We start from the raw sequence: 24,115 nt of genomic DNA on the forward strand, positions 1-24,115 counted from the left end.
CGCCGCTGAGTGACCGCGAGGAACGAGCGGTCGTATCGAAGTAGAGGGGCTGGTGACCCGAAAGGCCGACGGGGGAACGGATTTTCGGAGACGTTGAGCAGTTTCGTGTCGGACTCACCTGCTCGATGGGGAGTCGGATCTGTCGATTGTGTCTTGTCCCGTCGTGCGTTTCCCAGTCTCAGCAACCCACCGGTAACAACGGATCGTTGCGCTCAACGCGAAACAGGCGTCCCCGGCTTGGCCAGTGATCTCACCATCCCCTCGTTACACCGAAGCTCGCGAGCTCGCTTCGGCACTCGGGGAGCGGAGGGGCACCGAAGCCCGCGAGTTCGCTTCGGCACTCGGGGAGCGGAGGGGGCACCGAGGTTGGTGAGCTCGCTTCGGCACTCGGGGAGCGGAGGGCGCGGCACTCGGGAGCGGAGGAGCAGTTCCTGCTCGTGGCTCACCGACCCAGGATCTTCTCGCATCCCACGGACTGTTCGTTGAGGATTCGACGCTGGGTGGGGCGCGCCTCGTTGTAGCGCTGCACCCCGGCCTCGGAGAGGCCGGCGAACACCGAGCGGCGGTCGCCGGGGCACATGCTTCGTGTGAGAAGGCCGTCTGCCTCGAGACGGGCGACCACGCGCGACGTCGCGCTCTGACTGAGGTGGACGTGGTCGGCGAGTTCGCTCATCCGGGCGGAGTGTTCGTCGGTTCGGACGAGGAACTCGAGGACCTCGAACTCGCTCGACGTCAGTTGGTGATTCGCCTGCAACTCGCGGTCGAGGGTGCACTGGATCCGGTGATAGCGCACCGACAGATCTTGCCACGCCGCGGCCAACTCGTCGTCTTTGCACACCTGCGCCTTCGATCCCATGGCCGCATACTATCACATGCAAGAGCAATAGATTCAGGTGCATTAAATGTGGACACATTAGATGCAAGCACATATAGTTTCCGACGTGACTCAAACACAGGTTGTGTCCGAAACGGAAGTGTCCACCGTCGAGACGCCGCGGCGTCTCGACCAGAGAATGCACATCACCACGGGTTCTGGCTGGTCGCCGAAGGTGTGGTTGCTGCTGGTCGTGCTGGCCGGCGCTCTTTTCCTCGACGGTCTCGACGTCTCCATGGTGGGTGTCGCGCTGCCGTCGATCGGCGACGACCTCGGTATGTCGTCGTCGCAGTTGCAGTGGATCGTGAGCGGTTACGTGCTCGGCTACGGCGGTCTGCTCTTGTTGGGCGGTCGCACCAGCGATCTGTTCGGGCGGCGCCGGGTATTCCTGGTCGCACTGGGGGTCTTCGGTGTCGCGTCGGTGATCAGCGCCGTCGTCGACGTCAACGCGCTGATCATCGCGTTGCGCTTCATCAAGGGAATCGCGGCCGCGTTCACCGTACCCGCGGGCCTGTCGATCATCACCACGACGTTCGCGGAGGGGCCGGCTCGTAACAGGGCACTGAGCATCTACACGGTCTGCGGCGCGAGCGGATTCTCCCTCGGCCTCGTATTCGGTGGCCTCTTGACTGAATTGTCTTGGCGCGCAACACTCTTGTTCCCGGGCCCGCTGGCGCTGCTGCTGTTCGTCGTGGGTATGCGGGTCATCCCCGCCGTCGCGGCTCCGTCGTTCCGGTGGGCTCAGTTCGACGTGGTTGGTGCGTTGACGAGTACCGGATCACTGTTGCTGCTGGTGTTCGGAGTGGTGCGCGCGCCGGAGATCGGCTGGACCGCGCCGGTCACCCTGGTCACCCTCGTGGCGTCGGCGGCACTGATGGCCGGGTTCGTCGTTGCCGAGATGCGGCACCGACTTCCGCTGCTGCGCTTGGGAATCCTGCGATCGGTGTCGCTCGTCCAGGCGAATATCTCGGCGGCGCTCATGTTCGGCGGCTACGTCGCGTTCCAATTCGTCGTGACGCTCTACCTGCAGCAGTCGCTGGGATGGTCGCCGCTGTCGATGGCTTTGGGCTTCCTGCCCGCCGGGCTCATCGTCGCCCTCAGCGCCACGAAGATGGACAAGGTTCTCGACCGGGTGCCCACCCAATTGCTGTTGATCGTCGGGTTCACGGCGTTCCTGCTGGCCTACCTGTGGTTCGCGCGGGCAAGCGCCGGCACCGGTTACGCGAGCTTCCTGCTGCCGACGATCATCCTGCTGGGCATCGGTTTCGCCGTCACCTTCCCGTCGGTGATGTCGCAAGGCACCGCAGGCGTCGAGGACGACGAGCAGGGCCTGGCGTCGGGACTGGTCAACACCTTCGCTCAGGTGGGTGGCGCGATCATGATGGCCGTCGTGACGGCCATCCTCACCAGTTCGCATCAGCCGGTCGTGCCGGGCCAGCTGCTGCCCGGTATGCAGACGGCGATCTGGGTAGTCAGCGGACTGTCGATCGTCGGGCTGGCGGGCGCGGTGATCGTCGGTGCGCGACGCCGAAAGTCGTCGTAGACCGACGAACTCACTGATCCAGCGTCGCGCCGCCGTCGACTCGCAGGTCGTGCATGGTGATGTGCCGCGCGGCATCCGACGCCAGGAAGACGGCCGTCCCGGCGATGTCGTCGGCGGTGGCCAAGCGGCCCAACGGGATTCCCAGTCGGAACTGGTCCGGGGAACCCGCGATCACGGCGGCTGCGGCCTGGTCGATACTGGAAGAGTCGACGCTGGACTCGGCCGACCACATTCCGCGCAGCATCGGAGTGTCGGTCGAGCCCGGCGAGATCACGTTGCAGCGGATCGCGCGGGGCGCCAGTTCCAGCCCGACGCTGCGGACCAGCGCGGTGACGGCCGCCTTGCTCGCACCGTAGGCCCCGAGTCCGATCCGCGGGGTCGCGGCGGCGTTCGACGACACCACGGTGATGGAACCGGGGCCGCTCAGCACGCGGTCGGCAGCGCGCAAGATGGCCATCGTCGCCGTCAGATTGACCGCGAGCAGGCGGTCCCAGTCGTCGTCCCCGACGTCGCCGATGCGGCCGTCGAACAACACTCCGGCCGTATGCACGATCGCGGTCGGCGCACCGCCCAGCGCCCGCGTCGCCGCGTCGAGCAGACCGTCGACGGCCGGGCGATCGGTGAGATCGACGGTCAGTGCGGGACAGTCCAACTCGTGCCCGACGTCGGCGATCCCGGCGTCGACGTCGGAGACCACGACGCGTGCCCCGGCGTCGACGAAGGCCCGCGCGGTCGCGGAGCCGATTCCGCCTGCGGCACCGGTGATCAGCGCGCGGGTGCCGGCCAACGCCGTCACGGTCGCTCGCCCGCCAATTCGGCCCGGGCGTCGGCGGTGCTCAGGGCGATGCCGCAGGTGGTGTTGACGTAGTCGATTGCTCCGGTGTGAAAGCCGGCGTTGAAGTCGGCGACGGCGTCGGTGACGAGAAACGCCTGAATGTCGTTCATGAACGCGTCCGCGGCGGTCAACATGATGCCGATGTGCGCGTAGATTCCGGTGATCAGAATCTGATCGCGTCCCTCGTGGGCGAGCAACTGCCGCAGGTCGGTACGGGCGAATGCCGAGTACCGCCACTTCACGACCTGAATGTCGGCGGCGCGCGGAGCCAACGGCTCGATCACCGCGGCCTCGGCATCGGTGGCGATGCCGGTACCCCACCGGTCGGTGAGCAATCCGCGGCGCGCGGGATGCTGAGCCGGCGGTTGTGCGGTCAGAATCGTCGGGATGCCGAGAGTATCGCAGGTGTCGCGCAGCGCAACGATGTTGGCGGTCACCGTCGGCAACGGTTCGTCGGCCGGCGGGAAGGCGTCGACGAAATACCGCTGCATGTCGTGGATGATCAACGCGGTGCGGCCCGGATCGAGCTTCCAGTCCAGGCACGGCGACGTGGCCGGGCTCAGCTCGTTCAGTTGGTAGGACGCAATCGGGGGGATGGCCACTACTTCACCGCTCCGTCGATGTCGGCGAGGACGGCTTCGACGCCGAGCGGACCGGACCCGCTGGTCCACGGTGTGCCGTCGACGGCGACGACGTGGCCGGACTTCTGCGCGGTCAGCTCGGCGAAGCCGGGACGCGTCTGCGCGGCCGCCAGATCCTTGCGCGCCTGTTCGACGCTGCCGAGCACCCCGAAGAACAGGTAGTCGGCGTCGATCAGGTCGAGATTCTCCAGGCTCACCTTCTGCCCGGACCGGTTGGCCGAGTCCACCTTCTGCTGAGCCGGTGGACGTGACATGCCCACGCGCTTGAGAACCCACGACGACAACGAGTTGCCGCCCACGATGGTCGGGCCGTCGGCGGCCCACCGTACGACGCTCGCGGTGAGTGGCTTGGCGCCGGGTGCCGCGGCGACCCGCGCGGACACCTTCGTGATCGTCGAATCGATCTCGGCGACGACGGCCTGGTGCTTGTCGGCGCGACCCAGTACGTCACCCATCGCGGCGAAATACTTCTCCCACCCGTCGGCGTATTTCGCGACGAACACGGTCGGGGCGATCTTCGTCAGCTCGTCGATGCTGTTTCGGGCACCGGTGGTGTCGTCGACGATGATGAGGTCGGGCCGTAGCTTGAGGATCTGGCCCAGATTGGGCGCACGCGTGGACGCGACGATCGGAATGTCGGGGTGGGCACCCAGATAGGCCGGGATCCCGGTCTGCCCACGACCGCTCGTCGTCCCGACCGGTGTCACATCAAGGGCGAGCGCGCCGTCGAGGGCGCCTTCGGCGAGGGTGACCACGCGCTGCGGATTCTTCGGCACCTGCACGGCGCGTCCCGAGGCATCGACATAGCTGCGTGTGTCGGCGGTTGCGGTGGAATCGGACGAGCCCCCGCAGGCCGCGAGTGCCCCGACGACGGCCAGGACCCCGACGAGGGCTGCTATTCGGACAGTGAAGGTCATCAGTGGTGCTCGCTTTCCAGCGGTGATTCGAGTGAGGGTGCGCCTGGCGGGTCGGCGAGGTCGGCCAACAGCCGATGCGCCCACCAGGCGATGTCGTGTCCGCCGCCGACGGTGGTGAACCGCACGGTGTGCCCGGTGCGGGCGAGGTGATCGGCGAGTTCGGTGACCGGAGTCACCAGCATGCGTTCGTAGCGTCCGACGGCGATGCTCATCGACGCCCGCGTCTGCGCGGCGTCGATGAGTTCGGAGATCCACGGCCGGCCCTGCGGCATCGCCGTCGGCCGCGACGTCATGCCCGGACGCCACCAGACCGACGGCGAATACGCGAGAACCTCGTCGACGGCGTGGGGGAACCACGCCGCCGCGGCGAGGACGGTCAGGCCACCGAGACTCTGCCCCGCCCATCCGGCCGCGGCGTCGACGCCGAGCGTGCTACGTGCTTGTGGCACAACCGATTCGGCGATCGATCGAAGGAAGTCACGGTTCGGACCGAGTTGACGTAGGCGCGCTGCGGTGTCGCTCGGCGAGTCGACGCCGAGCAATGCGACCGGCCCCGACGTCGAGGTGCGGCCCAGCGCCGAGGCGAGACCGTGCGTGTCGAACCAGATGTCGGCGTCGAACACGACGACGATCCGCGGCGGCGCATCGCCGGACCCGATGAACGGAGTGAGCCGCCAGCGGACCGGACCGTCGGGGCCGTCGACCTTCCCCGTGTCGACGATCTCGAGCGACGTGTCGCCGGTCCACGCAGCCAGGTCGGGAGCATCGGCACCACGCAACACCGATCCGAAAGATCGTTGTGCGCCACCGTCGTTCGCCGGATCGACGACGGCCCGCCGAGCGACGTCACGCGTATACCGCAGCACCGAGTCGACGACGGCGGGGTCGTCGTCGGTGAACGGATAGAACCGGTAGGTGGCGATCGTGTCACGGTCGATGCGCAGCTCGGTGAACCATCGATCGGTACTGCCCGAGCGGGTCATCATGCCCGCCGCGGCTGCTGGGCCGTCGGTGAGGCGGTTGACCCAGGCGTAGACGCCGGTGGTCCCGGCCGGTGCGGAGAAGCTCAACAGCGCGCGTTGCCCGCCGGAGCCGGGGGCGTCGGTCACGATCGGCGGCTGCGGCAGCGGCGCAAGGTGCTGCGCCACCTGCGCCAACGATGCCGGCGACACCATGCCGGGATGCCGGACCGGCAGCTCGACGCGGTGCACGGCGCCCTGGACATGCGACTGCCACGCGTCGGCCGCCAGGAAGTCTTCGGCACTGAGCGTGGCTGCGAAATGCCATGCGTCACCGTCGAATACACCTGTCGTATGCGTTCGCATCAAGGTCGCGAAGGTAGCGACGACCTCGGTGATGCGACGGATCCGCTCGATGCCGAGGCTGCCGAAGGCGGCGTGGCCGTCGCGCAACGCGGCGAGCAGCTCGTCGTCGGTGGCCAGCGCTGATTCCGACTCCGTTCCGGCCATGATCAACAGGGCCCGACGCACCTCGGCGGCGTCGGGTGCGGGTCGGCCGGCCCAGCACTCGCTCGGGTAGGCGTCGAGAAGCACGATCGGAGCGACCGCGCGTCCGCGAGCCCGGGCCAGCACCGCGATCTCGTGCGCGATGACACCACCGACCGACCAGCCGAGAAGGCGCAGCGGTCCTTGTGGCGCTACGGATTCGATGGTCTCCAGATACGACGCGGCGACCGCGGCGAGCGAGACCGGCAGGTCGTCGCCCACACCCAAGCCGTCGGCCTGCAGCGCATACAGCCCGACCGTCGGGTCGAGAACGGGAAGCAGCCCCGCATAACACCAGCCCAGACCGCCCGCCGGATGAATCGCGAAGAGCGGTGCCTGCCCGGGCGCGCTCTCCCGGAAGGTGAGCAGCCGGCCGAACGGATCGACCTCGCGGTCGCCCGCGAGGTGGGCGGCCAGCGCGGCGACCGTCGGCGCGGCGAAGAGGTCGGCCACACCGATCCGCGTCCCGAGCACATCGCTGCAGCGTGCGGCGAGCGTCGACGCCGACAGTGACGTACCGCCGAGGTCGAAGAAACTGTCGGTGACCGAGATCTCCGCGGCCCCAACGGCTTCGGCGAACAAGGGCGCCAGAGTCAGCTCAACGGGTGTGCGCGGCGCCACGACGTCGTCGGCACCCAGCCGCGGCACGGGCAACCGCCGCCGGTCGAGCTTGCCGTTGCGGGTCATCGGGATGGCGTCGAGGACCTCGATGGCATCGGGAACCATGTACCCGGGCAACAGCCGGGCGAGCAGGCCACGCGCGGCGAACCGGTCGAAAGCGCCGCCGGCCACCACATATCCGACGATGACCGCCGCCGGGGGGACGACGCCGGTGATCTCGCGGGTCACGACCACCGACTGCTCGACGTCGGGCAGCGCGGCGAGCGCGGCCGCAACCTCGCCCAATTCGATGCGCCGACCGCGTACCTTCACCTGATCGTCGGTGCGGCCCAGGTAGACCAGGGCGCCGTCGGTGTCGCGGTACACCACGTCCCCGGTCGCGTACATCCGTTCCCCGGGCACGAACGGGTTGGCGACGAAACGGGTGGCGGTCAGTGCCGGTCGCCGCAGGTAACCGCGGGCGAGTTGGATGCCCGCCAGGTACAGCTCACCCACGGCGCCCGGGACCTGTGGGCGCAGCGCGGCGTCGAGCACATAGGTCGAAGTGTTGGCGATCGGCGAGCCGATCGGCACGACGTCGCCGGTCCAGTCGCCGGGCGGTGTCCAGTCGGTGACGTCGACGGCGGCTTCGGTGGGGCCGTAGAGATTGTGGAAAGTGGTGTGCCGCAGTACTTCCCGTGCCCGGACCAGCGTCTGTGGGCCGAGTGCCTCGCCGGAGCAGACGATCAGCCGCAGCGCCTCGAATCGGTGTTCGGACGACTGTGCCGCGCCCGTGAAGGCGGCGAGCGCGGACGGAACGAAGTGGCACACCGTGATTCGACGCCGCGCGAGTTCGGCTGCCAGAGCCGGACTGTCCCGCTCGACACCGGGACTCGCCAACACCAGCGTCGCCCCGGATATCAACGGCCAGAAGAACTCCCACACCGACACGTCGAAGGAGTACGGCGTCTTCTGCAGGACCCGATCGTTCGGGGTCAGACTGAACGCGTCGTCCATCCAGCGCAGCCGGTTGACGATGCTGCGATGCTCCACCGCCACGCCCTTGGGGCGACCGGTGGACCCGGAGGTGAAGATGACGTAGGCGGTGTCGCGGGGGAGTGCTGGTCGTGTGCCAGTGTCGTCGGCAGGCGACGTACTGTGGCGCATCGTGATTCGCAGAGCGAGACCCTCGTGAGTCCAGTCGGCGTCGTCGGGGGTGGCGGTGCTCAGCATGATGCAGGCGTCGGCGTCGTCGAGCATGCCGGTGATCCGGTCGGCGGGGAGTTCCGGATCGACGGGCAGATAGGCTGCGCCACACGCGGTTACCGCGAGGATACTGCACACCGTCTCCGCCGAACGCGCCATCGTCAATGCGACGACGGTACCCGGACCGGCACCGCGGCGTCGTAGCTGTGCGGCCAGATCGGCTGCGGTGGAATGCAATTCGCGATAGGTCAACAGGCGCTCGCCGCCGGAATTCCACACGAGCGCGGGTCGATCGGCGTGTTCGACCGCAGCGGCGTCGAGAAGCGTTGCGAGCGTGTGCGTTTGCGCCTCGACGGCCATCGCGGTGTCGACGGTGTCGTTGGCGACGTGGATCTCGGCGGTCTGCTCGGTGCCGGTCGCGATGGGCAGCGCGGCGAGTGGAGTGTCGGCGTCGGCCTGCGAGATCCGTTGCAGGAGAGCACACAATCGGGCGGCGTGCCCGGCGAGGTCGTCGGCGCTGTAGCGCGCCGGGTTGGCCTCGACTTCGAGCACGAAACCGCCGTCGGGCTGGGGTGACCCGGTGACGGTGAGATCGTCCACCGGACCCATCGCGATATTGGTGACGGTTCCGGTCGCGGTGCCGAAACCCAGGCGCGGGGTGAAGTACTTGAGGTTGGCCACCGGTCCGTAAAGCGGATGGCCGCTGCCGACCGCGGCGAGGTCGCGGCGGATCTGATCGGCCCGGTAGCGAGTGTGCGGTCGGACGGCGCGAATCTCGGCTCCGACGTCGGAGATCAACTCGCCGACGGTCATCCCCGGCGCGGTGTGCACCCGAAGCGGAAGGATGTTCACCTCTGGCTCGATCGTCGGTTTGGCGCCCATCCGGCGGTTCGCCCACGGCATGCCGAGGACCGTGTCGGATTCGCGAGTCACCGCGCCCACATACATCCCCAGCGTGCCCAGCAGCGCTTCGGTCCATCCGCGGTCGGTGGCCGAGGTGCGCGGTGGCAGCCGGTGGGTCACGCGCATCGCGCGTTCCGTGGCCGGTGCGGGATCTGTTCTGCTCGGCGACGGCGGCCGGGAACCGTCGAGGTATCCCGACCAGAAGTCGGTGCCGGTGTCGGCTCCGGGTGTGGGCGGGACGAACGGTGGTTGTGTCGGCGCCTCACCCGCGGCGTCAGCGGTGTAACACTCGGCGATCCACCGCAACAGCGCGGCGAACGAGTAGCCGTCGATGGCGATGTGGTGGATCCGGGTGATCCAGACGTGGTGATCGTCGCGCAGGCGCACGAGGTGCTGAGAGCTGAGCTGATCGCCGGAGATCGAGTCGGTGACCGGCGCCGTGGTCAGCGCGGCGTCGACGACGTCGGCGACGGATTCGTCGGTGTGCAGCACGACGGTGTGCGTGCGCGGATCGGCGAGGGCGCGTGGCCCGGCGTCGGTGCCGACGTAGCGACGGTTCAGCGCGGGGAGCTGCGCGAGGCATGCTCCGACGATTCGGCCGAACCGTTCCGCGCAGAATTCGCCATGAATGTCGATCTGTTCGGCACATTGATAAACCGGCGAAGCTCCGACCTGGGCCTGTGCGAACCAGACCGCGTTCTGTGCGGCGGTGAGTTCGTCATGCAAGGTGAGGGGCACTTTCGGTGAGGCAATACCAGATGAAGGATAGGTTACCCTATCCGTTACGATCGACCCCGTGGCCGGATACCCCAGTGATGTGGCAGACCAGTACCGGCGAGACGGGTACTGGATCGGACAGACGCACACGATGCTGCTCGAAGACGCAGCGCAACGGCGTGGTGCGGCCGAGGCGGTCCGCGATGCGCGACGCAGTCTGACCTACACCGAACTCCTCGATGGTTCACGCCGCGTGGCGGGAGCACTCGTCGAACGCTATGGCTTGCGGCCCGGCGATCGTGCCGTCGTGCAGTTCCCCAACGTCGTCGACTACGTCGAGGTGATCTTCGCGCTGTTCGACGCCGGTGTGCTGCCGGTGTTCGCGTTGGCCTCCCACGGAATCGCCGACATCACCGACCTGGTGGAGCGGAGCGACGCCGCGGCATTCCTGACCGTCGCCGACGACCGCGACCACGCCGGTGCGCTCGCGCAGACCCGGTCGACGACGTCGGACGGCCGTACCTTCCACTGCATCGTCGGCGACCCCGACGCCGCCGATCCGCTGGCCGCCCACCGCGTCGACGCGGCGTCGTCGACCGGCCGGTCCGGCGCACCGTCGGATATCGCGTTTCTGCAGCTGTCCGGTGGAACAACCGGTGCGCCGAAGTTGATCGGCCGCACCCACGACGACTACCTCTATTCCGTTCGCGCCAGTGCCGAGATCTGTGGACTCGACGCGACGTCGGTGTTCGGAGTGGTGCTGCCGGTCTCGCACAACTTCACGATGAGTTCACCGGGCATCCTCGGCGCGGTCCACGCGGGGGCGCGGATCGTGATGGTCGACGCGACCGATGCGCGCACCGTTCTCGACGCCGTTGCAACGCAACGCATTACGCACCTGTCGGCGGTACCGCCGCTGGTCGCGGCGTGGCTCGACTCGCCGGAGGCGGGTCGCCACGACGTGTCGTCGCTCACGGTGCTCGGCGTGGGCGGCGCGAAACTCGCACGCGCACAAGCGCAACGGGTGCCCGGGCTGTTCGGATCGGCCACCCTGCAACAGGTCTTCGGGATGGCCGAGGGATTGGTCAACTACACCAGGCTCGACGACGATCCCGAGACCATCGTCGGCACCCAGGGACGTCCGATCAGCCCAGCCGACGAGGTGCGCGTCGTCGACGCCGACGGTCAGCCGGTCGCCGACGGCGTGGAGGGAGCCCTGCAAACGCGCGGACCGTACACGATCCGCAACTATTGGGGCGGTGCGTCGCCGGAGTCCTTCACCGAGGACGGTTTCTACCGCACCGGTGACCGCGTGGTCCGCGACGAGCGCGGCTATGTCACGGTCGTCGGCCGCGACAAGGACCAGATCAATCGGGCCGGTGAGAAGATCGCCCCGGCCGAGATCGAAGGGGTCCTCGTCACCCACCCGGCCATTCGTGACGCGTCGGTCGTCGGCGTGCCCGATGATCGGCTCGGTGAACGGAGTGTCGCCTACATCATTCCTGCCGCTGCCGCGGTGGCCGGCGGCGATGTGCCCGATCCGATCGCGGTGCGCGGGTTTCTGCGTGAGTCGGGACTGGCCCGATTCAAGATCCCCGACGACGTGTTCATCGTCGACGACTTCCCGACGACGGCGGTCGGCAAGATCTCGAAGAACAGTCAGCGGGCGTCGGTGGCGACGCCGGCGCTCGACGATCCGCTCGCACCCGAGCGCATCCGTGGCGACCTCGCCCACAAACTCGGCATCGACGCCGAGGCGCTGACCGCGCAGACCATGCTCGCCGACAGCGGTATCGACTCGTTGCAGCTGATGGCGTTGCTCGACCACTGGCGAGCCGCCGGCGCGGGCGAACTCGACTTCCAGGCGATCGCCGAGTCGGCGACCATCGGCGACCTCATCGACGGCGTCCGGAGGGCCGGGCAACGGTGACGCTCACCGACCCAGCGTCGACGTCGGCGCCGACTCGATCGACGCGCGGCGGACTGCGGTTGACGCTGCTGTGGGTGCTCGCCGTCGTCGCACTGGCAGCGCTCGCGTGGTTCAGCCTGTTTGTCGGTTCGCGCGGCATCGGAGCAGCCCAGGTGTGGGATGCGTTGTGGCATAACAGTTCTGGTCTGGATGCTGAAGCCGTCACCGGCTATCGCGTTCCGCGCGCGATCATTTCGATTCTGGCCGGTTCCGCACTGGGCGTCGCCGGACTGTTGATCCAGCGGCTGATGAGCAATCCACTCGGCGACCCGCAGATTCTCGGCGTGAATGCCGGTGCGGCACTTGCCATCGCGGTCGCGGTGGGGCTGTTGGGACTGACCTCGGTGTGGTCGTATGTCTGGTTCGCCTTCCTCGGCGCGGTGATCGCGATGGCCGTCGTGTACGGACTCGGGTCGGCGGGGCGCGGACCGCTCACTCCGATCCGGGTGACGATGGCGGGCATCGCGGTGACCGCGGCACTCACCGGTGCGGTGCGTGGCATCGCATTGCTGAACCCCGCGGCGTTCGATCGGCTACGAGTCTGGGAGGTCGGCTCCGTCGTCGACCGCGACCTCGGCGTCGCACAGGTCGTCGGCCCGTTCATCCTCATCGGAGTGGTGCTGGCCTTCATCGTCGCACCGGCGGTCGACGTCGTGTCGATGGGCGACGAGATGGCCACCGTCCTGGGCGTGCGCGTCGAACGGATCCGCGTCGTGGCGCTGGTCGCGATCACCGTGCTGTGCGGAGCGGCCACCGCGGCCGCCGGACCGATCGGCTTCGTCGGGCTGATGGTGCCGCACGCCATCCGGCTGACCCTCGGGGCGTCGGGCCGCTGGGCCGTCGCCTTCGCCGCGGTGCTCGGCGGCCTGGTGGTGCTGGCCGCCGACGTCGTCGGGCGCGTGATCGTCCGGCCCGACGAAGTGCCGGTCGGAATCGTGACCGCCGTCATCGGTGGCCCGGTGCTGATCCTGCTGGTCCGGCGCTGGGAGGGCAGCCCGGCATGACCGTCGATTTCGGACGCCCGCAGATCGTGGTGCGCGCCGGCGGACTATCGGTGCGCGGTGATCGACGCAGTGTCGTCGTCGGCCTGACAGTGCTTGCCGCCTTGGTGATTTCGGTTGTCGTCGCACTGGGGTCGGGAACGTATCCGCTCGGGCCGGGACAGGTGCTCGGCGCGCTGTTCGTCGGCGACGATCCCGCTGCCCGGCTGGCCGTGTGGGACTGGCAGCTGCCGCGAGTGCTGGCCGCGGTAACGCTCGGCGCGGCGCTGGCGTCGTCGGGCTTGATCTTCCAGCTGCTGACCCGCAATCCGCTGGGCAGCCCCGATCTCATCGGGTTCGGCGTCGGTTCCTACACCGGCGCGTTGATCGCCGGGCTGGTGCTCGGCGGCAGTTTCGCCATGACGTCGATGGGTGCGCTCGCCGGTGGAATCCTGACCGCGGGCGCGGTCTATCTGCTGGCCTTTCGTACCGGCGTCGCGGGGTTTCGGCTGGTCATCACCGGTGTCGCGATCTCGTCGATGCTGGCCGCGGTCAACTACTGGCTGATTCTGCGCGCCGACCTCGATCAGGCGATGTCGGCGGCGCTGTGGGGCGCGGGCACGTTGGAGACCGCCACCTGGGCGATGGCCGGCCCGGCGTCGATCGTGGTGGTGATCCTGCTCACCGCGTTCGGACTGCTGAGCAGGCGTGCGCCCGTCGTCGAACTGGGGCCGGAGCTGGCGCGCACCCTCGGTGCACAGACGCGTCTGGCTGCGGTGGGGCTGCCGGTGCTCGGTGTCGCGCTGACCGCGGTCGCCACGACGGTCGCGGGACCGATCGCGTTCGTCGCGTTGTCGGCACCGCATATCGCGCGGCGCCTGTGCCGGTCGGGACACACGCCACCGATGGTGACCGGCCTGGTCGGGTCGCTGCTGCTGGTCGTCAGCGACGTCATCGCCGTTCGCCTGTTCGCGCCGACGACGCTGCCGGTCGGCGTCGTCACGGTATGTCTGGGCGGCGTATACCTCTGCTACCTGCTGTTTTCCGAAATGAGGCGTGCGAAGTGAGTGAACCGACACCGCATCCGACGGCCCGGCTCGCGGCGCGCGCGGTGACCCTGGGCTACGGCGAGCGCTCCATCGTCGAAGACCTGACCGTCGACATCCCCGACGACCGGTTCACCGTGATCATCGGACCGAACGCCTGCGGGAAGTCGACGCTGCTCAAATCGCTCGCACGGGTGCTTACCCCGACGTCGGGGCAGGTGGTGCTCGACGGGCGGGTGATCGACAGCTACCCGCCACGCGAGGTGGCCCGGATCCTCGGTCTGTTGCCGCAGTCGTCGGTGGCACCCGAGGACATCCGTGTCGCCGAACTCGTCGCACGGGGCCGGTTTCCCCATCAGAAGCTACTGCGGCAGTGGTCGCCCGACGACGAGCGGGCCGTCGTCGAGGCGCTGGCCGCGACCGGCACCACCGAACTGGCCGGCCAGCGGGTCGATCGACTGTCGGGCGGACAGCGTCAGCGCGTGTGGATCGCGTTGGTACTCGCCCAGCAGACGCCACTGGTGTTGCTCGACGAGCCGACCACATTCCTCGACATCGCCCACCAGCTGGAGGTGCTGGAATTGTGCCGCTCGCTCAATCGTGACCAGGGCCGCACCGTCGTCGCGGTGCTGCACGACCTCAACCAGGCCGCGCGCTACGGCGATCACATCGTCGCGATGCGCGACGGCCGGATCGTCGCACAGGGACCGCCCGCACAGGTGGTCACCGCCGACGTGGTCGAGGAGGTGTTCGGTCTGCGCTGCCGGGTCGTCGACGACCCGGAGTCGGGGACACCGCTGGTGATTCCGCGGGTCGGTGCCGCCGCGATCGTACGGGGGAAATGAAATGACATCGCTGCCCGACCTCGACCGGCTTCGCGCATTCCGACACGACGTGCACGCCCACCCGGAACTCGCCTTCGCCGAGCACCGAACGGCCGACGTCATCGCCGACTATCTGCGCGGACTCGGCGCCGAGGTGACCACCGGCGTCGGCGGGACCGGCGTCGTCGGGGTGATTCGCGGGACGTCGGCGGGCCCGACGATCGGTCTGCGCGCCGACATGGACGCGTTGCCCATCGTCGAGCGGCAGCCGCGTCCGTACGCGTCGACGTCGTCGGGGGTGATGCATGCCTGCGGCCACGACGGGCATTGCGCGATGCTGCTCGGTGCCGCGGAAATGCTCTGTGCTGCAACAGAATTCGCTGGAAATGTGGTTGTGGTGTTCCAGCCCGCGGAGGAGGGCGCGGCCGGTGCGGTGGCCATGCTCGACGACGGCCTGCTTGCGCGGTTCGGCATCGAGGAGATCTACGGGATCCACAACATCCCCGGCATCGATGCCGGTGACATCGCGGTCCGAGCGGGTACTCAGCTGGCGTCGTTCGACGATCTCGACATCACCATCACCGCACCCGGCGGCCATGCGATGGCGCCGCATCTGGCGGGCGATGTGATCGTGGCGGGGTCGGCGTTGGTGACCGCACTGCAGACTATCGTCGCCCGGCGGCTCGATCCGGCGGTGCGCGCCGTCGTATCGATCACACAGTTCGTGGCCGGTGACACCAACAATGTCTTGCCGCCGACCGCGCGGCTGCGGGGGACCGCGCGGTGTCTGTCCGCCGACGCCCGCGACGAGATCCAGCGGATGGTCACCGACATCTGCGCGTCGACGGCGACCGCGCACGGCGTCGACGTCGCTCTGACGTATGAGCGGCGTTACCCGTGCACGGTCAATGAACCGGGCTGTGCCGCGCGGGCCGCGGCGGTGGCCGCCGACGTCGTCGGGGCCGATCGGGTGGATGCGAACTGCGACGGCATTCTCGCCGCGGAAGACTTCGCGTTCTTTCTGCAGCAGATCCCCGGCGCATACGCCTTCATCGGCAACGGAGCGGGCGCGCCGGTGCACAATCCCGACTACGACTTCAACGACGACATCATCGGCGTCGGCGCGAAATTCCTTGCGGCCCTTGCTCTGCGGGCTATCGCCGATCGCGCGTGAGCGAAGTTGCGGCGAAAGCCGGTGAGCTGGTTCGGCGCTGAGGGCGATATGCCCTCAGCGCCGAATTGTCTACCGACTGCTGTTTGTCGAGGTGTCAGCCCTTGGGGGTGATGATGGTCAGGTTGCCACCCATGTGCTGCGTGCCGTAGACGATGCCGGTGCGGTCGTCGACGACGATGGTGTGCACCGGCGCTCCGGTCGGAATGACGCGCAGGATGGCGCCCGACGACGCGTCGAGGACGGTGACGGTGCGCTTTTGCAAGTTCGCGGTGTAGGCGAGGCGGCGCGTGGCGTCGAAGACGAGCTTGTTGGGCGTGGTGTTGGTCTCGATGGTCCGCTTGATCTGCAGGGTGTTGGAGTCGATGACCGAGATCTTGCCGGTGTCGTAGCTGTTGGCCCACACGTCGCCGGTGACCGGGTTGACCTTCACTCGCGAATTCGACGGCGTGGTGATCTTCTTGATGACGCGGTTGGTGCGGGTGTCGACGACGGCCACGAAGTTCTGCTTTTTGTCGATGTAGTCGGCGTTTCCGACGTACAGGCGGTGTCGCGAGTTGTCGACGTCGAGGAACGACGGATGGTAGATGCCGCCGATCTCACCGATGCTGCGTCCGGTCGAGGTGTTGAGGATGAGCACCTTGTCGGCGTTGTTGAGCGCGACGTAGGTGCGGCCGGTGGCGGTATTCGCCAACACACCCATCGGGTGTGTGCTCGGCAGGGACAGCAGGTTGGCGGGTGTCACCCGGCGGGCGCTCATGTTGAACGAGGTGACGCCGTTGGCGTGGGCGTTGGTGACGATGACGCGGCCCCGCTTGGGATCGATGGCGATGCCGTCGGGCGACTGTTCGACCGGAAGCAGCGGGACCGGGCCGAACAGCATCATGCCGAGTGGCTGATCGGACAGATCGATCGACCGGACCACCTTGCGCGACTTGGTGCTGAAGACCGTCACCTTGGGCTTGACCGGATACTTGCTGAAGCTGAAGTTCGATCCGCCGCTGGACATCGCCCGCGCGTTGTTGTCGGTGATGAACAGTTCATCGCGGCTCTGGTCGAGCGCCAGTTCGCCCGCGCTCGCGACGCCCGCCGACGCGGTGGAGACGCTGTACGACGACGGAGCCGCGGATGCGACGGGTGCGTTCAGTGCCAGTGGGAGAGCGATGAGGGCGCTCGCGGAGGTGAAGAGCGCAGCCAGGCGCGCACGGGATCGAGTCATGAAGGGTAGGCTACCTGAACTTCTTAGGTTGCACTCAGGCGGTGCGGTTAAGCGCGGCGTGCCATCTGTGTGGCAGCTGAGTTAGGCTCCCCTTTGTGCATCGACTATCGATCTTGACCGCAGCCCTTGTGATCGTGGCCACGTTCGCTTCTCCGGGCGTGGCGCCGGCCGAACCCGGCGGCTGGGACTTTCGGCTCGCCAGCATGCCGGCCGGCGTAACCAGTGGAGGACAGCTCGCCATCGACGAGCACCGTGGAAAACTCTTCGTCACCGACAACACGTTTCCCGCGACGACTACCAAAGAAGGTCTCACCGTCCAAAAGCCCAACATCGACGTCTCGGTGGTGAGCTTGGCCGCTCGTCGGCCGGTCGGCTCGATCGACCTGTCCGACCAACCGTGGGGACTGTTCAAGTACCAGTCGGTGAAGGTGCCGATGCCGCAGATCGCCGACGGCATCGCCGTCGACTCCGCGGCCGGCGCCCTGGTGACTACCAGTGCGCACGCCGACGGCGTCTCGATCGTGCGTGCCGACGCGCGCAAAGCGACCCCTGACGACCTCCTCGCATACCCCGGCGGGCACCCGATGGGCGTCGTCGCCGCGGGAGGCCGCGCGTGGGTCGCACTATTCTCCGCGAACAAGGTCGTTCTGCTCGACACTGCGACCAAACGGCAGATCGCGCAGAGTTCCGTCTTCAGTCCCACCCTGGTGTCGCTGGATTCGGCGCGGCACCGGCTCTACGTGGGCAACGACGACCACAAGAATCGCAGACGGAACTTCGTGGCGGTCATCGACACCCGGACCAACAAGGTCGTCAAGGAGGTTTCGACACCGTCCAATTCGCGGCCGACGGTCGATCCCGTGACCGGGCGGGTCTTCGCGGCGAGTTTTGACACCGGCGAGGTGTCGGTGATCGATCCGGACTCGCTGCGCGTGGTGAAGACCATCGCGACGAGGTCGACACCGAACCAGATCGCCGTCGACGGCAAACGCCGGCTCGGCTACCTGGCGAACCTGGACAACCGTTCGATCACCGTCATCGACCTGGACACCGCGTCGGTGCTCGCGGTGGTCAAGACCGCGGCCCGGGTGCACACTCTCGCCGTGGACCAGCGCACCGGCATCGTGTACGGATCTCAATACCGGGGCAGCGGGATCACCGTGCTAGTGCCCAGTCGTCGTTGACGACGGGCGGTTTCGGGCACCTGCCGCCGCTTGTCACACGTCGCCCTTGAGTGCTGGCACTCTCATGTATAGAGTGCTAGGTGGCGCTGTGAGAGATCCTCGTTCACCCGCGACGACGAGGCGATCACACCAGGGCCGCAAACTTCAATTTCCAACGAAAGAAGAGGACTCACATCGTGGCGAGCGTGAACATCAAGCCGCTTGAGGACAAGATCCTGGTCCAGGCCGTTGAGGCTGAGACCACCACCGCCTCGGGCCTGGTCATCCCCGATACGGCCAAGGAGAAGCCCCAGGAGGGCAAGGTCATCGCAGTCGGACCGGGCCGCTGGGACGAAGCCGGCGAGAAGCGTATTCCGCTTGATGTCGCTGAGGGCGACGTCGTGATCTACAGCAAGTACGGCGGCACCGAGATCAAGTACGGTGGCGAGGAATTCCTGATCCTGTCGGCACGCGACGTGCTCGCAGTGGTCAGCTAGCGCTACCCGCTGACAAACGCCTCCGCCCCGGACTTCGCAGTCCGGGGCGGAGGCGTTCTGCTATGGAGATCGAGCGTCGCGGGCGTCGACGTCGATGTTAAGTCAACTCGCCAATCGGCGTCGGCTCCGCTTGATGAGAGTCGCGCGTTCGGACTCCGACAGCCCGCCCCAGATGCCGTACGGCTCGGCCACCGCGAGGGCGTGCTCGCGGCAGGACGCGATCACCGGGCACTGATGGCACAGCTGTTTGGCTCGGCGCTCGCGTTGAGCGCGGGCCCGCCCGCGCTCGCCGTCGGGATGGAAGAACACCGACGACTCGACGCCGCGGCACATCCCCTGCATCTGCCAATCCCAGATATCGGCATTGGGACCCGGAAGCTCATGTGGCAACGGCATTATCTTCTCCTCTTCCATCCACGGTTGTTCGGCCCGAAGCTCTTTCGAACTGCAATGCACACATTAGGCAGCGGCCGGAAATAGAGTCAATTCGGCTATTTTGTATCGAAAATGTGTATTTGTTTCCCTCCTGTTAACGTATTTGCTCCGGATGTCAACCGGTGTGCGCACCGAGATCTCAACCCCTGTCGATAGCGGATCTGAGCAGCGTAGACATGCGCTGACCAGCGTCGACGACGGTGATTGTCGACGACATCCGGTGAGCTGTCGGTCGAGCCCTGCGCGTAGCTCGATTAACATCAGTGAAATAGTCGGGACATCTCCCGGTGACTAGTGTGGCGAATATGGCTCAGAAATCGGCAGGTTAAATTCATGCAAAATCGAAACCCTTCCAGTTCCCTGAACCAGTGGAGTATGGCGACCGAACTCGGTGCGCTCGGCTATGTCTGTGCTGGTGAGGCGGTATTACGGGGGACACGACTCGGTACCGGCGCGGTCGCGTCGTTGCAGGCGAGCACCCGCGCGTCGTGGATCCGGCAGAGCGGGCGACACGCGCAGGCCGCCGTGTTCGACGGCGCTGCGGCATCGTCGGCCTTCGTTCTCGTCGACGCCTACGACAGTCCGGCGGCACTCGGCGCCCTGGCCGACGCGCTGACGGGTCTCGCCGCAGACAACCTCGGTGTCGGACGGTTCGCGACGACCCGCCGGCTCCTCGACCGGGTGGAGCGCGAGGTGCTTCCCGCGATCGCCGCCCACTCCGAGTTCGTCTGGGGCGCGCGGCTGGAATTGCGCTGGCGATGGGTGTCCACCGAACTCGCCCTATATAGCGGAGACGCTGCCGGTGCCGCGGCGTCGAGTGCGGCGGCCGTCGAACTCGCCGCGACGGTGCCCTCGCCGCGGCATCGAATCAAAACCGACCTGATCGCCGCGGCCGCCGCCGCGGTCAACGACGATGGCGAATCGGCACGTGCGCTGGCGGCGTCGTGCGAGCGCAGATGCGCGGAGACCGACCTGCTGCCGTTGCGCTGGGCGGCATTGACCATGCTCGCCGGACTGGCCGATGCGGGATCGGTCGAACAGGAGACCCGCAGCGCACAGCGGGCCGCGGTCGCAGCCGAACTGCGACGTCGCGGCATGGTGCTCTGAGATGTGTCGGCTGTGGCACGAGTGACCTGCGTCTACGCCGGAACGGTCTCATTCGACTGAACGGCCGATTCTTCCACCGCGCCTCGACGCCGCTAGAGTAAGGAGGGGGTCAGACTGGAGTACGTGTCGACCTGCGCATAAGAGACAGACCGGAACTGACGATGTAACACAGGGGCTTTCACTGCCGATGAACTTAACGGGTGCTGAGTTGGACGCCGCCGTCCTTGCCGCAGGGCAAGGGGATCGGTCGGCGCTCGAATCGGTACTCCAAAGTGTGCAGGAACCGATACTTCGGTACTGCAGAGGACGCATTGGAGTGGGAGAACGACACCTGTTCTCCGCGGATGACATCGCGCAGGAGGCCTTGATGGCGGTGATGACTGCCCTGCCCCGTTACCGGGACCAGGGGAGACCGTTCATGGCTTTCGTGTATGGCATTGCATCGCACAAGGTCGCCGACGCCATGCGCGTCGTCGGCCGGACGAAGTCCGACCCGGTCGAGATCATCCCCGAGACACCGTCGGTGTCCGGTGGACCGGAACAGTTGGCGATCCAAGCCGACACCAGTGAGCGGATGAAGCAACTGCTGCAACTCCTGCCGGAGAAGCAGCGAGAAGTGCTCACCCTGCGAATTGTCGTCGGGATGTCAGCCGAGGAGACCGCACAGATGGTCGGCAGTACGCCGGGCGCCGTGCGAGTCGCCCAACACCGTGCCCTCACCAAGTTGAAGGATGAACTGAGTAGGTCCGGAGGAATCGATGAGCGACGAGCTTAGCCGCCGTCGGCTGGGGGCAGTGCCCGACCAGCCGTCGACCGATGCGGGTGAGTCTTCGGGCTGGAAGTACCACGGCGCGGACGAGTCGCCGTTGGACATGAACGCCGTACACGCCGACGAGGAGTTCCTCGAGGCGCTCACCCGCGATATGCCGGTGGCCACCAACAGCGACGCCGAATACCAATTGGCCACCCTGCTGGCCGGGTGGCGCTACGAGGTCCTCGCCGAGCCGGTGCCGGAGTTTCCGTCGGTCGACGACGTCGAGCGCGCGATCATCGCGTCTGCGCCTCGGCGGCCCGCTCGCAAGGCGATTCGGCACCTGCGCCTGGCATCGGGTGCGGCGGCCGTCGTCGTCGTGGCGGCGGCGGGACTCACCGTTCTGTCGCAGGGTGCGGCGCCCGGCGATCCGCTGTGGAACGTGAAGAAGGTCGTCTTCGCCGATCAGGCCAGCCAGACCCAAGCCGCGACCGACGCACAGCAGAACCTCGAGCAGGCCGAAGCCGCGATGGCCCGCGGCGACACCGCGCAGGCGCAGGCACTGGTCGACAAAGCGGCGCAGAACATGCAGCCGGTGCACGACGACAAGTTGCGCAAGGAGATGGACGACTGGATCGGACGCCTGCGTGCCAGCGCGCCGAAGACGTCGGTGTCCACGTCCAGCGCCGCGTCGAAGTCCAGCGCGGTGACGACCACCAAGCAGGCTCCTGTCCGCAGCAGCACGGACCCGGCCACCATCCCGCCGGATCTGCGTGACCAGCTGCGTACCAGGACGCAGACTCAGGCGCCGGAGACCACCGACGAGACGACGCTGCCGTCCACCGTGCCCGTGGTCCCGCCGAGCGATCAGACCGCGACCCCGACGACGCAGACCCCCAAACCGCGTCCGACGACCCAGCCCGGAGTTCCGCTGCCCCCGATCTCGATTCGGCCGAATTAGCGACCCGTCGCAGCGTCTACGAGTCAGCCGACTCATCCGACGAGGGCCCGCTCACTGTGCGGTGAGCGGGCCCTCGTCGTTTCGAGCGCGAGTGCGGTGGAGCTTGTCTAGACGCCTTTGGCGTCCGCATATCCCCGGCAGTAGTCCCACGTGACGTACGCCTCGGGACGCGGGTCGACGGCGGGTTCGTGCGGCCGCACCGTTCCGTCGACGAGCAGCTGAAGAAGGTTGGCGCGCAGCATGTCCCAGTCGTGGTAGTGGTCTTCGTGGCAGTCTTCGCAGACGACGACGAGTCCGCGGATACCCCGCTGGGCCAGCAGTGCTTCATAGACGGCGAGATCGGCGAGATCTTCTTCGACGGCGATCCGTTCATTGGCGTCGAGCGGTATTCCCGGTTCGACGGAGTCGAGCGCCATCGCCGGGTCGCTCGGGTCGTCGGCAAACGGATCCGGCGGAAGGCCGGGAGGGAAATGATCGCGCACATAACCACGGTAACCGATGAACGCCTGGATTCCTGCCTCCGCGAGTTCGCGGAGTGCGTAATTCTCTCCCCGTTAACACAGTCGGCGGCCGTTCGCAGTGCGTGATAGGCCACAGCCGGGAACATGCGCAACCGGCTATGTGTTGTTGATTGCACTGGTAGGTGGCATATCGGCGGCTGACCCGCGGCATCGCCGACCGGCCATGCGATTCTTCTCCGCCACCGGCAACTCGATAGGATGATCAGATGACGAACGTACGCACGGGTGGCGACGATCCCGGCAAGGTTGCGATGCTCGGCCTGACCTTCGACGACGTGCTGTTGCTGCCGTCGGCGTCGGATGTGATCCCAAGCGAGGTCGACACCTCGTCGAAGGTGACGCGCAACATCAGCCTGCGGGTGCCGCTGGTGTCGTCGGCGATGGACACCGTCACCGAGTCGCGGATGGCGATCGCGATGGCCCGCGCCGGTGGTATGGGGGTTCTGCACCGCAACCTGTCGATCGAAGATCAGGCCGGTCAGGTGGAGACGGTCAAGCGTTCGGAGGCCGGAATGGTCACCGATCCCGTCACCTGTTCGCCCTCGCACACCCTCGCCGAGGTCGACGCGATGTGCGCGCGCTACCGCATCTCCGGACTGCCCGTCGTCGACGACGCGAACTGCCTGGTCGGCATCATCACCAACCGCGACATGCGCTTCGAGGTCGACACCGATCGGCCCGTCTCCGATGTGATGACCAAGGCGCCGCTGATCACCGCTCAGGAAGGCGTCTCCGCGGAGGCCGCGCTCGGACTGTTGCGTCGCAACAAGATCGAGAAGCTCCCGATCGTCGACGGCAACGGCGCCCTCACCGGGCTGATCACCGTCAAGGACTTCGTCAAGACCGAACAGCACCCGCTGGCTACCAAGGACGCCGACGGCCGGCTGCTCGTCGGTGCCGCGGTCGGCACCGGCGGTGAACAGTGGAACCGTGCGATGGCCCTCGCCGACGCCGGAGCCGACGTCATCATCGTCGACACCGCGCACGCCCACAACCGCCTCGTGCTGGAGATGGTCGCGCGACTCAAGAAGGAGGTCGGCGACCGGATCGACATCGTCGGCGGCAACGTCGCCACCCGCGAAGCGGCGCAGGCCCTCATCGACGCCGGCGCCGACGCCGTGAAGGTCGGCGTGGGTCCCGGTTCGATCTGCACCACGCGCGTCGTCGCGGGCGTCGGTGCCCCACAGATCACCGCGATCCTCGAAGCGGTCGCGGTCTGCCAGAAGGCCGACGTTCCCGTCATCGCCGACGGTGGCCTGCAGTACTCGGGCGACATCGCCAAGGCGCTGGCCGCCGGCGCGTCGACCGCGATGCTCGGCTCGCTGCTCGCCGGCACCGCCGAGTCGCCGGGTGAGCTCATCTTCGTCAACGGCAAACAGTTCAAGAGCTACCGCGGCATGGGCTCGCTGGGCGCCATGCAGGGCCGTGGCCAGGCGAAGTCGTACTCGAAGGACCGCTACTTCCAGGATGACGTCCTCAAGGAGGAGAAGCTCGTCCCCGAAGGCATCGAAGGTCGGGTGCCGTTCCGCGGCCCGTTGTCACAGGTGGTTCACCAGCTCGTCGGCGGTCTGCGTGCCGCGATGGGATACACCGGTTCGTCGTCGATCGCCGACTTGCAGCAGGCGCGGTTCGTGCAGATCACCGCGGCCGGACTCAAGGAGTCACACCCGCACGACATCACCCTCACCGCGGAGGCGCCGAACTACTACACGCGCTAGCGGGTATCCTTC

General features: G+C 67.4%; 20 protein-coding genes. 12 read left to right on the forward strand and 8 right to left on the reverse strand.

Annotated elements, in window-relative coordinates:
• Positions 1 to 442 precede the first annotated feature (442 nt).
• Entirely contained in the window at positions 443 to 856 is a 414-nt protein-coding gene (locus tag HH308_RS07100; RefSeq protein ID WP_170193495.1) for a MarR family winged helix-turn-helix transcriptional regulator, read from the reverse strand.
• A 157-nt stretch (positions 857 to 1,013) separates the two neighbouring features.
• Between HH308_RS07100 and HH308_RS07105 the strand changes: the two genes are divergently transcribed.
• Complete coding sequence (locus tag HH308_RS07105; protein ID WP_246284368.1) at positions 1,014 to 2,417, forward strand: MFS transporter; 1,404 nt, start codon at positions 1,014 to 1,016, stop codon at positions 2,415 to 2,417.
• A 10-nt stretch (positions 2,418 to 2,427) separates the two neighbouring features.
• Here the strand turns inward: HH308_RS07105 and HH308_RS07110 are convergent, their stop codons facing one another.
• The 4 genes from HH308_RS07110 to HH308_RS07125 are packed head-to-tail and all read right to left on the reverse strand — an operon-like array spanning position 2,428 to position 9,762.
• Entirely contained in the window at positions 2,428 to 3,213 is a 786-nt protein-coding gene (locus tag HH308_RS07110; RefSeq protein ID WP_312870442.1) for an SDR family oxidoreductase, read from the reverse strand.
• On the reverse strand, positions 3,210 to 3,854 hold the full coding sequence (locus tag HH308_RS07115) for an isochorismatase family protein (RefSeq protein WP_170193497.1): 645 nt from the start codon (positions 3,852 to 3,854) through the stop codon (positions 3,210 to 3,212). The genes HH308_RS07110 and HH308_RS07115 overlap by 4 nt, the downstream gene beginning before the upstream one ends.
• Positions 3,854 to 4,810: an ABC transporter substrate-binding protein gene (locus HH308_RS07120; protein ID WP_170193498.1), complete on the reverse strand. Its 957-nt coding sequence runs from the start codon at positions 4,808 to 4,810 to the stop codon at positions 3,854 to 3,856. Before HH308_RS07120 ends, HH308_RS07115 begins: the two co-directional genes overlap by 1 nt.
• On the reverse strand, positions 4,810 to 9,762 hold the full coding sequence (locus HH308_RS07125) for a non-ribosomal peptide synthetase (RefSeq protein WP_312870444.1): 4,953 nt from the start codon (positions 9,760 to 9,762) through the stop codon (positions 4,810 to 4,812). Before HH308_RS07125 ends, HH308_RS07120 begins: the two co-directional genes overlap by 1 nt.
• Before the next feature lie 58 nt (positions 9,763 to 9,820).
• Here HH308_RS07125 and HH308_RS07130 point away from each other — a divergent pair, with 58 nt between their 5' ends.
• Genes HH308_RS07130 through HH308_RS07150 form a run of 5 tightly spaced genes read left to right on the forward strand, consistent with a single transcriptional unit; the run spans position 9,821 to position 15,734 of the window.
• A complete protein-coding gene (locus tag HH308_RS07130; protein ID WP_312870445.1) occupies positions 9,821 to 11,671 on the forward strand; it encodes an AMP-binding protein in 1,851 nt (616 codons plus the stop codon).
• The gene (locus HH308_RS07135; protein WP_170193499.1) at positions 11,668 to 12,714 is read left to right on the forward strand and encodes a FecCD family ABC transporter permease; all 1,047 of its coding nucleotides are present in this window, start codon (positions 11,668 to 11,670) and stop codon (positions 12,712 to 12,714) included. Before HH308_RS07130 ends, HH308_RS07135 begins: the two co-directional genes overlap by 4 nt.
• Positions 12,711 to 13,757, forward strand: coding sequence for a FecCD family ABC transporter permease (locus HH308_RS07140; protein WP_170193500.1), 1,047 nt, complete (start codon positions 12,711 to 12,713; stop codon positions 13,755 to 13,757). The genes HH308_RS07135 and HH308_RS07140 overlap by 4 nt, the downstream gene beginning before the upstream one ends.
• On the forward strand, positions 13,754 to 14,581 hold the full coding sequence (locus HH308_RS07145; protein WP_312870446.1) for an ABC transporter ATP-binding protein: 828 nt from the start codon (positions 13,754 to 13,756) through the stop codon (positions 14,579 to 14,581). The genes HH308_RS07140 and HH308_RS07145 overlap by 4 nt, the downstream gene beginning before the upstream one ends.
• Position 14,582: 1 nt before the next feature.
• Positions 14,583 to 15,734 (forward strand): amidohydrolase, encoded by a 1,152-nt coding sequence (locus HH308_RS07150; RefSeq protein WP_170193502.1) that lies wholly within the window; start codon positions 14,583 to 14,585, stop codon positions 15,732 to 15,734.
• 94 nt (positions 15,735 to 15,828) lie between these two features.
• Here the strand turns inward: HH308_RS07150 and HH308_RS07155 are convergent, their stop codons facing one another.
• Positions 15,829 to 16,950, reverse strand: a complete 1,122-nt coding sequence (locus HH308_RS07155; protein ID WP_170193503.1) for a YncE family protein — start codon at positions 16,948 to 16,950, stop codon at positions 15,829 to 15,831.
• Between the two features lie 113 nt (positions 16,951 to 17,063).
• Here HH308_RS07155 and HH308_RS07160 point away from each other — a divergent pair, with 113 nt between their 5' ends.
• Both HH308_RS07160 and groES read left to right on the forward strand, forming a co-directional pair.
• Positions 17,064 to 18,134, forward strand: a complete 1,071-nt coding sequence (locus tag HH308_RS07160) for a YncE family protein (RefSeq protein ID WP_211188264.1) — start codon at positions 17,064 to 17,066, stop codon at positions 18,132 to 18,134.
• A gap of 176 nt (positions 18,135 to 18,310) precedes the next feature.
• Positions 18,311 to 18,610 (forward strand): co-chaperone GroES, encoded by a 300-nt coding sequence (gene groES, locus HH308_RS07165; RefSeq protein WP_170193505.1) that lies wholly within the window; start codon positions 18,311 to 18,313, stop codon positions 18,608 to 18,610.
• Positions 18,611 to 18,712: 102 nt separating this feature from the next.
• Here groES and HH308_RS07170 read toward each other — a convergent pair whose 3' ends face one another.
• Positions 18,713 to 19,006, reverse strand: coding sequence for a WhiB family transcriptional regulator (locus HH308_RS07170; protein ID WP_170193506.1), 294 nt, complete (start codon positions 19,004 to 19,006; stop codon positions 18,713 to 18,715).
• 414 nt (positions 19,007 to 19,420) lie between these two features.
• On the opposite strand from HH308_RS07170, the gene HH308_RS07175 reads away from it, so the two are divergent.
• From HH308_RS07175 to HH308_RS07185, 3 genes are all read left to right on the forward strand, one after another.
• Positions 19,421 to 20,152, forward strand: a complete 732-nt coding sequence (locus HH308_RS07175) for a hypothetical protein (protein ID WP_170193507.1) — start codon at positions 19,421 to 19,423, stop codon at positions 20,150 to 20,152.
• Between the two features lie 187 nt (positions 20,153 to 20,339).
• Entirely contained in the window at positions 20,340 to 20,927 is a 588-nt protein-coding gene (locus tag HH308_RS07180) for a sigma-70 family RNA polymerase sigma factor (protein ID WP_170193508.1), read from the forward strand.
• Positions 20,911 to 21,864 (forward strand): anti-sigma-D factor RsdA, encoded by a 954-nt coding sequence (locus tag HH308_RS07185; RefSeq protein WP_170193509.1) that lies wholly within the window; start codon positions 20,911 to 20,913, stop codon positions 21,862 to 21,864. The genes HH308_RS07180 and HH308_RS07185 overlap by 17 nt, the downstream gene beginning before the upstream one ends.
• A 107-nt stretch (positions 21,865 to 21,971) precedes the next feature.
• On the opposite strand, the gene HH308_RS07190 is transcribed toward HH308_RS07185, so the two are convergent.
• Entirely contained in the window at positions 21,972 to 22,346 is a 375-nt protein-coding gene (locus HH308_RS07190; RefSeq protein WP_170193510.1) for a DUF5319 domain-containing protein, read from the reverse strand.
• A 245-nt stretch (positions 22,347 to 22,591) separates the two neighbouring features.
• On the opposite strand from HH308_RS07190, the gene guaB reads away from it, so the two are divergent.
• Entirely contained in the window at positions 22,592 to 24,103 is a 1,512-nt protein-coding gene (gene guaB, locus HH308_RS07195) for an IMP dehydrogenase (protein ID WP_170193511.1), read from the forward strand.
• Positions 24,104 to 24,115: the final 12 nt, after the last annotated feature.

Origin of the sequence: Gordonia asplenii (assembly GCF_012933505.1) — a bacterium.
Lineage (GTDB): Bacteria > Actinomycetota > Actinomycetes > Mycobacteriales > Mycobacteriaceae > Gordonia > Gordonia asplenii.